Origin of the sequence: Bizionia myxarmorum, assembly GCF_008086205.1 — a bacterium.
GTDB classification, from domain to species: Bacteria; Bacteroidota; Bacteroidia; order Flavobacteriales; family Flavobacteriaceae; genus Algorimicrobium; species Algorimicrobium myxarmorum.
Window position 1 is genome coordinate 1001713 of the sequence record NZ_VSKK01000001.1, and the last position, 14498, is coordinate 1016210.

The window sequence follows — 14498 nt, forward strand, 5'->3', positions numbered from 1 at the left end:
TATATAATACGATTGACATGATAAGTTTGTATTTTACTTGTTTGATATTTGAAAAGGAGGAATTGTAATTGAGAAAATTATCTATTAAATACAATTATGCTAAAAGATAAATACATCTGTAACTTTTTACTAATATTAGTGTTATTATATTATGGACAAGGTATAGTATATCCTATGGGTAGTGTATTATCTCAAGCTAGTCTTTTAATATTAATGTTAGCTAGTATAGTGTACTTTATTAAAGAACTCTTTTTGGAGAAACTAAAGATTAGTCTTTTTGTTAAAGCCTGGACTGCATTATTATTATTAAATGTAATTGGTTTTTTTTTAAAGGGAAAATTTGAAAGTTTTGGAGCTCTTCAAAGTATTCTTCTCAATATGTTACCTTTTTATACCTTTCATTATTTTTCGAGAAAAGATGTTTTAACTAAAAACAATCTAATTACACTTCTAGTTCTTTTACTTCCGATCTTTATATATAAATTTATTCAAAGTAATATTGAACTGCAGGCACTTAAAAACCGAGAAGATGTTGTAGATAATACGATTTATATGTTTTTAGGATTGATACCTTTTGCTTTTCTTTTTAAACGAAAATTATTTTCTTTAATAACTCTTCTAGTTCTTTGGATTATTATAGTTCAAAGTTCTAAACGTGCTGCAATTATATGTGGTGCTTATGGAGTTTTACTCTTTTATTACTACCAGTTAAAAACTGTAAATAAAAAACACCAATTACTCAATTATATTTTTACAATTTCCGTGATTTTTGGATTAAGCTATTTAGGCTATAATTACTTAATGACTAATGACTATATATTACTTCGCCTAGAGTATATGTATGAAGGTAGCTCTTCTGGAAGAGATAGATTGAATGAAATAGTTTTTGCGGCATGGTATGAAAGTAATAATTATATAACATTGTTATTTGGAAACGGTTTTGCAACCTCGGGTGATGTAACTATTAACGTTTCACATAATGATTGGTTAGATTTATTAGCTAGTTTTGGACTATTAGGCTTTGGTCTATATGCAACCCTTTTCTATAGTAGTTTAAAAGAAATTATTTCAGGAAATTGGATACTTAATAAAAAGGTTGCGTTTATGTGTTTGATGGGCATAGGATTAGTCACTTCTCTAACTTCCAGATGGTATGGATCTTCATTTGGCTATTCTCAAATGTTATTATTACCTTATTTGCTCGCCACAAAAAACAAAAATTAATCTACTTCATGAAAAGTATAGCAGTAATTTCTCATAATTATCCTTCAAGATCAATGCCACAGAATGGTGCATTTGTTTATAATCTGGTTCAGGAATTAGGCAAAATCCAAAACATTGTCGTGATTGCACCTTTTAAGATAACAGATGTTTTTAAAAGAAAAGGTAAGGATTACGGTCCTGAATCTTGTAAAGTTATCCGTCCGCTATATTTGTCGTTGGGTAATCGGAGATTTCTGGGTTTAAATTTACATAAATTAACTACTTGGTCTCATAATTGGGCTAGGAATAGAGCTTTGAATTCTATAGTGAATAAGCCTAGTTTAATATATTGTCATTTTTTGTCTACAGGAATAAGTGTGACACCATACGTTAAAAAAAATAAAATTCCGATGATTATCGCTTCTGGTGAATCGTCTTATTCTCATATTCATAGTTACTATTCTAAACAAGAAATTGTTGATTTTTTTGATGTAACTGATTTTATTATATGTGTGTCAGCTTCTAATCAAAAACAGTTGGAGAAATTGGGTTATGATCCAAGAAAAATGAAAGTACTTCCAAATACTGTGGATTTTACAATGTTTCAACCTAAAGCTAAAGATAATGCAAAAAAAGCTTTAGGAATTGATACAGATAAATTTGTTGTAGGCTTTATTGGTCATTTTATTGAACGTAAAGGACCAAATAGAATTATCAAGGCTATTTCACTTTTAAATGACGATAAGATAACTTTGGTATGTGTTGGAAATGGTGGCGCTTTAATAGAAAATAATTTCACACAGATAATTCCTCCAGTTCCTAATCAAAAGCTTCCTGATATTATTAATGCTTTTGATGTTTTTGTATTACCTACCTTAAGTGAAGGACATTGTAATGTGATTGAAGAGGCAAAAGCTTGTTGTGTGCCTATTATTAGTTCAAAAGGAACAACGGTTGAAACACAAATAGAAAACGGTTATAATGGATTTTTGATTAACCCACTAGATATTAACGAAATAAAAGAGCATATTCTAATATTGTTTAAAAATCCTGAATTGAGAAAAAAAATGTCTAACAACTTGCGATTGGATCGAGGCGGATACTCTTTAAATGCACGAGCAGCTTCCATAAATGAAATAATAGAAGAATATAAAAAATAAAAGCTATTATTTCTTTACTTATTTCGTTTTCACTCCAACTGCTGTATCTAAAGAGGATTTATTTGGATTTCAAAGTAGAAATTTCTCACCTTTAGCTATTAAAATTTAGAATGGAATATATTGAGAAAATCTTCTGAATTTGTTAAAAAAAATATATGATAAAACTAATCACAAACTCCGACGATTTCGGTTTAACAGATTCAATTACCAATGCTATCATCGATACCCATCTTAACGGAATCATGACAAGTACAACTATGATGTCTAACATGGCAGGATTTGAATACGCAGCTAAAATGGCCAAAGAAAACCCGAATTTAGGTGTCGGCATTCATTTTAATTTAACCGAAGGAAAACCCATAACTGAAGTTTCTAAAATCCCGGATTTAATTGATGCACAGGGTAATTTTAGATCCAATGCTGTTCAGCGAAAAAACTTTTTATTTGGAAAACATAAATTGACTCAAATAGAACTGGAGTTGCAAAACCAATTGGAAAATTTATTGGATAACCAGATTATTCCAACACATTTTGATAGTCATCACCATATTACAGGTGTGCCTTTAGCTTTTAAAGCATCTGCCAATATTGCTAAACAATACCAAATTAATAAAGCACGCGTTACAAATATTGATTTTTTATATTCATCATTTTATCAGGGGTCTTCTTTATCTAAAGTAAAACACATTTTTAAAAATGCTCCCAAAGCATTTATACATAAAAGAAATAAAACACAGTTACGGAAACAAGGATTCCATACGCCCGATACAAAAACATTACCCAATAGAGTGTTACCTGTATTGAACGATCCAATAGAACAATTTATTAGAACTTTAAGTATGCTCAAAGCAGGAGTAACTGAAATTAGCTTTCATCCTGGGTATTTAAACGCAGACCCTAATGACTCAAAAAAAACCGCGGAGCTCCGAATGCGCGATTTAAAAATTGCTAATTCGGTAGAAGTACGTCAGTATACAATAGACAATAACATTCAATTAATAAATTTCAAGAATATTTAAATGAGAAAACGAATCATGTTTGTTCATACCACAGGTTCATGGTGGGATCATCGCTATTATTTTAAGCAAATGCCTGCGCTTCAAGAAGATTATGCAGACATCACGTATTTAATACCTGAAGATCCAACTATTAAAGATGTGCCGTTTAAGCTGATTACCATTAGTCCTAAAAAAGCAAAATGGACGCGCATGACGGGCGGCCTTAATTTGTTTTTTACGTTATTTAATTCAAAACAGGACGCCATACAGCTTTGTAATATTGAATTACTACCTGTTGGTGTACTTCTAGGACTGTTTTCTAAAAAGAAAATTTTTTATGATTGTCGTGAAGACCATTATCATGCGATGTTGCATAGTAAAGTTTGGTTTCCAAAATGGATACGTTACTGTCTCGGGTTTGGAGTGAAGACTTTAGAGTTTTTTGCATCAAAAACGTTTACCGGCTTTATTGATTCCGACCCTGCTATTTATAAGTTTCATACAGCTATGCCAGCCAAGAAGAAAATGATTTTTTATAACATGGCTTTAAAAAGTCAGTTCAACGAAGTGCATAGAACGCTTGATAAAAAATACGATTTTACCGTTTTGGGATCTATGAGTGTTAGAACCGGAGTTTTGGATGTTGTTAATGCCATTGGCGAATTTAAAAAGAAAGGTATTATTGTTTCTTTAAAACTTATAGGCAGTATCGAAATCGATCAAACTCTTTTCAAACAAATTCAAGAAAGTATGGAAACCTACAATACCAAAGATCAAATTTTGGTAACGGGGCGCATTCCGTATTTTGAAATACCGCATGCACTTGCTGATTGTAAAGTAGGGATCATTCCGCTTCTAGATTTGCCGAAATTTCAAAACAATATTGCTACGAAACAATTTGAATATATGGCTTCTGAAATGCCTGTGATTGCTACTAATTTACCGCCTCAAAATATATTTATTCAAGACTATTTTAATGGCCTTCATTATAGGCCAGGTGATGTTAAAGGTTTGATGAAACAGATGAGCTATTTTTTAGAACAGCCTGAAAACATTAAAGTACTAGGCGCTAATGCCAAAATGAAAACCGAAGAAGAATGGAACTCTGAAGCGCAACAAATTAAGTTTCTAGAATTCTATAAATTAAGAATGGAAAATAAACCATATCAAGAACAAGAGATACCACCTTTTTTTAATGATTAAACTTGCTTTTACTGGAGATATCATGCTTTCTCGAGGCATAGGGGAAGCGTTGAAACAAAAGCCTGAAGATTGGAGTGTACTTTCTGAAGCAATAAAAGATAAGCTACAGACTTTTGATTTTGTTGTAGGTAATTTAGAATGTCCTGTTGCCGTTAATGCATTAAAAACTAACGATCATTCTTTTAAAGCTAATCACTCAAATTTAAAGGTTGTATCAGATTTCGACTTATTAACTTTAGCTAACAATCATATTTTTGATTGTGGAAAATTAGGTGCAGCCGAAACTTTAAAATATTTGAAAGCAAAAGGTTATGAAACTTGTGGTTTAACTAACAAGAAAGATGACATCTCGAAGTTTACTACTAATATTAAAGGGAAATCTTTTGGTTTCATTTCAGCAGCAGTGAATGCTTGTATAAAAAATGAAAACCATTTATTACCGCATATTACACAAGCGGAAGACGTCGATTTTTTAAAAGAAGTAACTAATTTTAGTAAAGAAGTCGATTTTCTATTTCTTTTAATACATGGCGGGAATGAAATGATTTCATATCCAGAACCGAGCTTTAGAAATTTGTGCCACAGTTTTATTGATGCTGGTGCTTCATCTGTAATTACGCATCATCCTCATGTTTTAGGTGGTCACGAAGTTTATAACAACAAACCTGTAATTTATAGCTTGGGCGATTTTATTTTTGATGGTCAAAGCAACAAAAGGAGACGAGGGGCAATTTTAGATATGTCTATTATAAATAACAAAATAGATTTTAAACTACTTCCAACGCAAATTAGTAATTCGTTACAAGTGGATTTTGCAAATCAAACCACTTCTGAATCTATTCTTGAAAGATGGAATTCTGTGTCGGATAAATTAATGTCAAAAAACTATAATAAAACGTATAAGAAGCTTTATTTGTATGAAATGTTAAGTTATCAAACAGACAGAATACAATATCTTCTAAAAAATGAAGGATTAGGATCTACTCTTAAGTTTATGTTTAAAAAAATAAATTTAGTAGGGTTTTATGCCGTTCGCATTATAAAAGGAAAAGTAAAATAATGAGTATCCAAACATTAATATGTAATAGTCCTTATTGGATTCGACAGATTGCTATAAATACTTATGGCTTTATGCTTTCAAGAAAACGCTTTTCAGGAAGTTTTAAGTTTTATTTTAAAGAGTTTCAAAATAACTTATCTAAACCACCGAAACAAATAGAAAAGGAACAGTTCGACTTATTAAAGAAAAACCTTATTTATTGTTTTGAAAACATTGCCTATTACAAGCGGGTTTTTAAAGAAAACAACTTTGACCCCTATAAAATGGTTTCTGCGGAAGAGCTGAAAAAAATACCGTATTTAACGAAAGATATTATAAAAAAAGAGTTTGAAAATCTGTATAATAAGGAAATCCCTAAAGCTAATTATAAAGAACATTTTACAAGTGGATCTACGGGTGAAAAACTGCGTTTTTTGCTGCCAAAGGAGTTAATAAATAAAAAGAATACGGCATTGATGTATCGGTTCTACGCCATGGCAGGCATAAAACCAAAAGATAAACGCGTGACTATTGGCGGTCGTAGATTTACAAATAGAAAGCCATTTTATGCCATTAACTATTTTGAAAACCAATTATTACTTTCTGCACATCATCTTTCTGACAAGAATATTTCAGAATATATAAAAAAAATAAATTCATATAAACCAGTTTTTATTCAAGGCCATCCAAGCGCAATTCTGGTTATGGCAAAATATATTCAAACTAATAACATCCAACTTGAAGTTTCTTTAAAGGCCATTTTCACGACAGGAGAAACCTTAATCGCCGATGATAAACATATCATAGAAAAAGCATTTATAACCCATGTTTATCAACAATATGGATCAGGTGAAAATTCTTTTTCAGCTCAAGAAGCTCCAGACGAAATTGGTTATCTTTTAAATTATGAACATGGTTATGTTGAAATGATAGGTAATGAGCAATATAAAGAAGTATATGTAACCTCACTCTTAAATGATGTGATGCCCTTTGTTAGATATAAAATTGGAGACTTTGTACTACCCATAGAAAAGACACATTCAAAAGAATTCGGTTTACCTATAATTTTTAAAGAAGTAATTGGTAGAATTGATGATGTTTTAATGGATGGTAAGGGCAATAAAATTCTACCGGTAACGATAAGAATGAGTATGAAACCTTTTCTTGTCGATAATACTAATTATCAACTAATTCAAACTGGCCACAACGCCTTTAATCTTAATCTGATAGATTTAAATAAAAAGATTAAAACAGAAGAAGTTATTAAAATGCTTCAAGATGTATTAGGAAAAGGTATGACTCTTACGATTACTTATGTTGAAAACCTGACCACATTAGGCGGGAAAATTCGAAATGTAATTAATCAATTTAGCTAAAGGATTTGTCTTATATAGTTATTTTGTTAGAAATATTAAGTTCAGCAATCAATACTATAGAAAAAAGTTCTCAAATAGTGAAAATAAGAGATAATCGACAAAACCCTAATATTAAAATAAATCTAAATTGGGTCATTCAATTTAACGAATTAACAACAATTTGTAAGAAATTAAAAAAATATACATTATGAAAATTACGTTAGTCGCAGGTGCTCGGCCGAATTTTATGAAGATAGCCCCTATCGTTCATGCCATACAAAACGCAAAAAGTAAAGGAAAGGATATAGATTTTAGGCTAATTCATACTGGACAACATTATGATGAAAAAATGTCTGGTAATTTCTTTGAACAATTAGAAATTCCAGAACCGCATGCTAATTTAGAAGCAGGTGGTGGTACGCAAGCAGAACAAACAGCAGCCATCATGATGCGGTTTGAAAAGGAGCTTATGGATAATCCTACAAATTTAGTACTAGTAGTTGGAGATGTCACATCAACCATGGCTTGTGCTATAACAGCGCAAAAAATGCAAATTAAAGTGGCGCACGTGGAAGCGGGAATTCGTTCAGGAGATTGGACCATGCCTGAAGAGATTAATCGCTTGATAACAGATGCTATTACCAATTACTTTTTTACTACGTCCGAATTGGCTAATGAAAACTTAAGAAAAACTGGTGTGGAAGAGAACCAAATTTTCTTTGTGGGTAACACCATGATTGATACCTTATTAAAACAACGCCCTAATTTTAAAAAACCAGAAGTTTGGGATGCGTTAAGGCTTAAAGAAAAAGAATACATCGTGATGACGCTTCACCGTCCAGCCAATGTGGATGAAGAGTCTAAACTAAAAGAACTTATGGATGAGATAATAAATAATTCTCAAAACTTACCCTTAATATTCCCGGTACATCCCCGTACCGCAAAAATATTAGAAGGCTTGGGCGTCTCTCATCCAAGATTACATATGGTTGAACCATTGAGTTATTTAGAGTTTAACTATTTGGTGGAAAGAGCAAAAGCTGTTGTTACAGATTCTGGTGGCATTACCGAAGAAGCTTCGATTATGAATGTGCCTTGCATGACTTTAAGAGATAATACAGAGCGTCCTGAAACTATGAGTTTAGGAACCAATGAATTATTAGGAACCGATCCAAAAGCAATCCAACCTGCCATGAAAAAATTATTTGAAGGTAATTGGAAGCAAAACCAAGAAATCCCCATGTGGGATGGACATTGTGCTGAAAGAATAATAGAAATTCTTTTAAATCTAAAATAGAACTTGAACTTACAATAAAGATAAAAGACGACAAGTGAGAATATTATTAATACACCAATATTTTTTAGAAAAGGGCGAAGGTGGCGGTTCCCGTTTTAATGAAATGACGCAAGTATGGAGTAAATTAGGTCACTCTGTAACGGTATTGGCAGGAATGGTGAATTATACATCAGGTAAAAAACCAGAGCGTTATAAAGGTAAACATTACTATAAAGACCATGACTTCTATCCGAATGTAGATGTATTACGTTGTCATGTCTCCGAAAGTTATAACGTAAATTTTCTAGGACGTTTATGGGGTTATTTCTCATTTATGTTTTCGGCTATTTGGGGTGGCTTAAGAAAAACGAAAGGGGAATATGATGTTATTTTGGTAACCTCTCCACCGTTATTTGTTGGAATGACAGCGTATGTGTTATCTAAACTTAAAGGCATACCTTTTGTGTTTGAAGTACGAGATCTATGGCCGGAATCAGCAATTGATACAGGTGTATTAAAAAATAAGACCATAATAAAATTAGCATATTGGTTTGAGAAATTCTTGTATAAACGCGCCCAATTTATCAATGTGTTGACACCAGCTTTTCGCGATAAACTGATTGAAAAAGGAATTCCTGCAGAAAAAATTCGATTTATTCCAAATGCAGCAGACTTCACACTTTCGGAAAAGCTTACTGATTTTGATGGCGAAGCATTTAAAAAAGAACTGGGACTAGAGCATAAATTTGTAATTACTTATGTGGGTGCACATGGCGTTGCCAATCATTTAATTCAATTGCTGGATGCTTCGGAATATCTTAAAGATACGAATATCGTTTTCCAGTTAATTGGAAGTGGTATGCAAAAACAAATGCTTCAAGAGGAAACTAAAAAGCGCGGATTAGAACAGCATATTATATTTAGAGATCCTGTGGCTAAAGAAGAAGTGTTTAAATATATTATGGCTTCAGATATGGGCGCGTCTGTTTTGAAACGCGTAGATACTTTTAAAACCATATATAGTAATAAAACATTCGACTATATGTCATGTAGAATACCAATTCTATTGGCAATTGATGGTGTTTCACGAGATTTAGTTGAAGAGGCACAATGTGGGGTTTATGTAGAGCCTGAAAACGCAAAAGATATAGCAGAAAAACTTAAAGCGATTTATAATCAACCTGAAAAGCTTATTGAAATGGGAGAAAGTGGTTACCACTATGCGAAGCAACATTTTGATAGAGAAACGTTAGCTAAAACCTATTTAGGTTATTTGTTAGAAGTTGGAAAAAAATAATTTAGCAATAAAACAATCAAAATGAAAAAACAAATTCTTATCGCTGGTACAGGAGGCTTTTCAAAAGAAGTATTATGCTTAATTACAGATTTAGGTAGGTATGATGATGTTCTTGGTTTTATAGAACCAGACTTTATAATTGAAAAAGGGGATTTACCAGATCAAATTATGGGAAAACCTATTTTGCCGTATTCGCAAGTAGATCCTGAAAAACATCTGGTTTCCATAGCTATTGGCGACTCGATTATTAGAGAACGAGCCATTACGCAACTTCCAAAAGGTGTCGAGTTCATTACGTTAATTCACCCTACTGCCGTAGTTTCTGAATGGGTAACACTAGGAGAAGGTTCAGTTGTATGTGCCGGGACTATTATTACTTGTGATATTAAGATAGGTAAACACGTTCAATTAAATCTGAATACAACCATTGGTCATGATTGTGTAATAGGAGACTTTTTCACGACAGCGCCAAATGTTAATATTAGTGGGAATTGTACGTTTGGTAATCATGTTTATTTTGGAACAGCGTCTAGTATTAAACAAGGCGTTTCCATAATAGAAAATGTTACCATTGGAATGGGCGCCATTGTAACAAGAGATATCACCGAACCAGGTGTTTATATTGGTATTCCAGCAAAACCCCTTAAAAAATAAAACAAAATTTATGATTCCTTTATCAATTCCAAAACTAAACGGTAACGAGTGGAAATATGTCCAAGACTGTTTAAACACAGGTTGGATTTCTTCGGCCGGAAGTTATGTCAACCAATTTGAAGACATGGTTGCCAAATATGCGGGAGCTAAATATGGCGTGGCATGTATGAATGGTACGGCAGGATTGCATATAGCCCAAATTTTATTGGGCGTAACAGAGAACGATCATGTTATTGCGCCTAATATTACCTTTATTGCTACCTTAAATGCCATAAAATATACGGGAGCACAACCCATTTTAATAGATGTGGATGCCAATAATTGGCAAATGGATTTAGATTTGCTAGAGCAGTATTTAGAAACGCAAACCGAAACCCAAACTCGAGATACTGAAACATGTCGGGTGGATAAATCCACCAACAAACGTGTGCGTGCCATTATGCCCGTGCATGTATTAGGGAATATTGGCGATATGGAACGTATGGTTCAACTAGCCAAAACCTATCATTTAGATATTATTGAAGATAGCACCGAAGCGCTTGGCAGTACCTTTAAAAACAAACATGCGGGAACTTTTGGTAGTATAGGTGTTTTTAGTTTTAATGGAAATAAAATTATTTCTACCGGTGGTGGAGGTGTTATCGTGACCGATGATGAAGCACTCGCCAATAAAGCACGACACTTAACCACGCAAGCCAAAGTCAGCGCGATGGATTACATTCATGACGAAATCGGTTTTAATTACCGCCTCGTAAATGTATTGGCCGCGATTGGCGTGGCACAAATGGAGCAGTTCCCTGGCATTTTAAAAGATAAACGCGCTATGGACGTCTATTACCGTGAGCATTTACAGGGTGTAGGCGATATTGCGTTTCAAGCCATTCCAGAAGGCGCCCAACCCAACGGCTGGTTGTTTACCTTTAGTACGTCGCGTATGCGTGAATTATTAGCCTACCTCAATGAAAACGGCGTACAGTCGCGTCCTTTTTGGATGCCCATGAATCAGTTGGAGATGTTCAAACACGATATCTATATCACAAAAAATGATGTATCTGCTTCAGTTTACGAAACGAGTATTAGTATTCCGAGTTCAGCGGGGATAACGCAGGAGCAGTTGGAGACGGTGGTGCGGACGATTAAGGCGTTTTATGAGGAGTGAGAGTTGAGAGGGGCGTTTTTGAAAATATAGGATAGAGGATAGAAAGGACTAAATGTGTCGTCCTTTAAGGACTCTTATATAAGGGATGTATTTTAACCTAAAACTTACGTTTTCGGTTCTTATATGTTTCGTCCCGTTGGGACTATTATAGGTGTGACGTGTTTTAACCTAAAGACTTACGTCTTCGGTTCTCGTATGTTTAGTCCCGTTGGGACTTTTATCAAAGGCTTGCGCTTTTAGATATGGCGTGTGCGGAGAATATCTAAAATTATTAAAACTAAAACCGACGTAACTTAGTCCTGAAAGGACGCCATTATTATAATTTAGGACGTGAGTCCTGAAATTCGAATCCTGATAGGACGGTATTACCATCGTTTAGGACGTGAGTGCTAGACAGAAAGCACGGTATATATTAATCAAGGATGTAGTCCTTGATCCATGAATGCGTAATCACACGTAACGAGTCCTGAAAGGACGACACCAAGAATAGGAAAGGACGTGAGTCTTAACGATAAACGTGTAATTATATAAAATCAAGTCCTGAAAGGACGGTACATTATTAATAAAAATCACACCATAGTTAATAGGTGTCGTCCCTTCAGGACTAGGATAACATAATACAATATTAGAATGGAACTAACGCTCCATGCTAATGTGTGCCGTCCCTTTATGACTTTTACCAAAGGCTTACGCTTTTAGATATGGCGAGTGCTTAAAGATAATATCTATAATTATTAAAACTAAAACCGACGTAATCTAGTCCTGAAAGGAAGCCATTATTATAATTTAGGACGTGAATCCTGAAATTCGAATCCTGAAAGGAACGTATAACCAAAGTATAGAACGTGAGTTCTAAAATTATTATAAATTAAGACGTGAGTCCTAAACGTTAAACGTAAAAACAATCTAGTCCTGAAAGGACGATACAACTAATACTATGAACCTAATAGACATACCAAATTTCATTAACAACTACATAACCAAACGAGAAACGAGTCTCTTTGAAAACGATATTGAAGCCCATAAAGAAACCCTATCTCAAAAAATTGCAGGCAAATCGGTTTTGGTTATTGGGGGTGCTGGAACCATTGGTTCGTCCTATATCAAAGCCATTTTGAAATTTAAGCCTAGAAAATTATATGTGGTCGATACCAATGAAAACGGATTAACGGAGTTAACACGTCAATTGCGATCGGATGCGAATATGTATGTGCCGGACGATTTTAAAACCTATCCCATGAATTTTGGCGATCCAGTATTTAAGAAAATGTTTTTGGCAGAAGACACCTTTCATATTGTAGCGAATTTTGCCGCGCATAAACATGTGCGTAGTGAAAAGGATAAGTATTCCATCGAAGCCATGATTGATAATAACGTGTTTAAAGCCCAAGCGTTTTTAGATTTATTAGTCACCAAAAAGCCAGAACATTTCTTTTGTGTGTCTACCGATAAAGCAGCGAATCCGGTGAATGTTATGGGCGCCAGTAAGAAACTGATGGAAGAAGTGATTATGGCGTATAGCAGCGATTTGCAAATTACCACGGCACGTTTTGCCAATGTGGCTTTTTCAAACGGTTCGCTATTGGCGGGCTATATTGAGCGCTTGTTTCAAAATCAGCCGATTTCATGTCCGTCTGATGTGCAACGCTTTTTTGTATCGCCCGAAGAAAGTGGTCAGATTTGTATGTTGGCATGTATGCTAGGAAATTCAGGAGAAATTTTCTTTCCGAAACTAGCAGCGGAACAAATGGCCTATTTTAAAGCTATTACCATCGATTTCTTTAAAGCATCCAACCGACCAATTTTCGAATGTGCGTCAGAAGAGGAGGCCAAGCAAAAAGCATTAACCACCAAAGAAGGCGATCCATATCCGGTGTATTTTTTTGATACCGATACCTCGGGTGAAAAATTGTATGAAGAGTTTTTCACCGCTACCGATGTGGTAGATCAAGAAACCTATTCAAGCTTGGGGGTTATTAAAAATGCTAGAAAACTATCGCAAGAAGCCATTAATAAAACTATTTTAGAATTAAAAGCCTTAATGGATTCAGGCGATTATGATAAAACAGCCATCGTTAATTTATTAAAAAAACATCTTCCCGATTTCGAACATATTGAAACCGGAAAAAGTTTAGACCAAAAAATGTAACCTATGTATTTAGTATTTAAAAGACTGGCCGATATTATGGTGTCTGGTATGGCCTTATTGATTTTAGCGCCCTTATTAATTCCGATCATGATTGGCTTAAAACTGACAGGCGAAGGTTATATCTGGTATAAGCAAGAACGTGTGGGCTATAAGAATCAGCCCTTTTTAATATGGAAATTTGCTACTATGCTTCTTAACAGTCCCAATATGAAAGGCGGTATTATGACCACCAAAAAAGATCCGCGAATTACACCTATGGGTGGTTTTTTACGAAAGAGCAAGATCAACGAATTACCGCAGTTAATTAATATTTTTAAGGGCGATATGAGTGTGGTGGGACCTCGACCGGTGATGCAGAAGAGTTTTGAAGCCTATCCACAAGATGTTCAAGCCGTAATTTATAATGTCAAACCTGGACTTACGGGAATTGGTTCTATTATTTTTAGAGATGAAGAAGAGCTTATAACACAAGTAAAAAATAGCGGTCAAGACCCTTGGGAATTTTACGCCAATAAAATTTATCCCTTTAAAGGGGAAGTGGAAAAATGGTATCAAGCCCATGAATCATTTTTAGTAGATATTAAAATAATCATCATCACGGCATGGGTTATCCTAAACCCTACCAGCGAAATCGTTTACAGTTGGTTTAGAGATTTACCCAAACGCCCTTTTTAGAACCTCCGATGCCGGCCTTACAGAACAATCTAAACAAGTCCTGAAAGGACGATACATAATAATTTAGGACGTAAGTCCTAGATTACATAGGCAAGTGCGTGAGTCCTTAACTAATAGTTAAAGCATATGAAACCGAGTCCTGAAAGGACGATACATATATGTTATGAAGTTATACCGTCCCTTCAGGACTCTTATCTATATGACGTGTTTCGCTAAAAACTTACGTTTTTAGCTAGTAGATGTTCCGTCCCTTCGGGACTTTTATATTTAAGACGTGCTTTTAACCAAAGGCTAACGCCTTCGGTTCTTATATGTTAAGTCCCAATGGGA

General features: G+C 34.2%; 12 protein-coding genes. All 12 read left to right on the forward strand.

Annotation, left to right across the window (positions count from 1 at the left end):
• Positions 1 to 96: 96 nt before the first annotated feature.
• The 12 genes from ES674_RS04495 to ES674_RS04550 all read left to right on the forward strand — a co-directional run bounded on the left by ES674_RS04495 (position 97) and on the right by ES674_RS04550 (position 14168).
• Positions 97 to 1224, forward strand: coding sequence for an O-antigen ligase family protein (locus ES674_RS04495; RefSeq protein ID WP_148402778.1), 1128 nt, complete (start codon positions 97 to 99; stop codon positions 1222 to 1224).
• Between the two features lie 8 nt (positions 1225 to 1232).
• Entirely contained in the window at positions 1233 to 2363 is a 1131-nt protein-coding gene (locus tag ES674_RS04500; protein ID WP_170233961.1) for a glycosyltransferase family 4 protein, read from the forward strand.
• A gap of 155 nt (positions 2364 to 2518) precedes the next feature.
• Complete coding sequence (locus ES674_RS04505) at positions 2519 to 3382, forward strand: carbohydrate deacetylase (protein WP_148402780.1); 864 nt, start codon at positions 2519 to 2521, stop codon at positions 3380 to 3382.
• Positions 3383 to 4564, forward strand: coding sequence for a glycosyltransferase (locus tag ES674_RS04510; RefSeq protein ID WP_148402781.1), 1182 nt, complete (start codon positions 3383 to 3385; stop codon positions 4562 to 4564).
• Entirely contained in the window at positions 4557 to 5624 is a 1068-nt protein-coding gene (locus ES674_RS04515; protein ID WP_148402782.1) for a CapA family protein, read from the forward strand. The genes ES674_RS04510 and ES674_RS04515 overlap by 8 nt, the downstream gene beginning before the upstream one ends.
• Positions 5624 to 6979: an acyl-CoA synthetase family protein gene (locus ES674_RS04520; protein ID WP_148402783.1), complete on the forward strand. Its 1356-nt coding sequence runs from the start codon at positions 5624 to 5626 to the stop codon at positions 6977 to 6979. Before ES674_RS04515 ends, ES674_RS04520 begins: the two co-directional genes overlap by 1 nt.
• 187 nt (positions 6980 to 7166) lie before the next feature.
• Positions 7167 to 8255, forward strand: coding sequence for a non-hydrolyzing UDP-N-acetylglucosamine 2-epimerase (gene wecB, locus ES674_RS04525; RefSeq protein ID WP_148402784.1), 1089 nt, complete (start codon positions 7167 to 7169; stop codon positions 8253 to 8255).
• Between the two features lie 34 nt (positions 8256 to 8289).
• Positions 8290 to 9531 carry a glycosyltransferase family 4 protein gene (locus ES674_RS04530; protein WP_148402785.1) on the forward strand — a complete coding sequence of 414 codons (1242 nt, stop codon included), beginning with the start codon at positions 8290 to 8292 and terminating at the stop codon, positions 9529 to 9531.
• Between the two features lie 21 nt (positions 9532 to 9552).
• On the forward strand, positions 9553 to 10185 hold the full coding sequence (locus tag ES674_RS04535) for an acetyltransferase (protein ID WP_148402786.1): 633 nt from the start codon (positions 9553 to 9555) through the stop codon (positions 10183 to 10185).
• 10 nt (positions 10186 to 10195) lie between these two features.
• Complete coding sequence (locus ES674_RS04540) at positions 10196 to 11344, forward strand: LegC family aminotransferase (RefSeq protein WP_148402787.1); 1149 nt, start codon at positions 10196 to 10198, stop codon at positions 11342 to 11344.
• 937 nt (positions 11345 to 12281) lie between these two features.
• Positions 12282 to 13493, forward strand: a complete 1212-nt coding sequence (locus ES674_RS04545) for a polysaccharide biosynthesis protein (protein ID WP_148402788.1) — start codon at positions 12282 to 12284, stop codon at positions 13491 to 13493.
• Positions 13494 to 13496: 3 nt separating this feature from the next.
• Positions 13497 to 14168, forward strand: coding sequence for a sugar transferase (locus ES674_RS04550; RefSeq protein WP_148402789.1), 672 nt, complete (start codon positions 13497 to 13499; stop codon positions 14166 to 14168).
• The last annotated feature ends 330 nt before the right edge of the window (positions 14169 to 14498 follow it).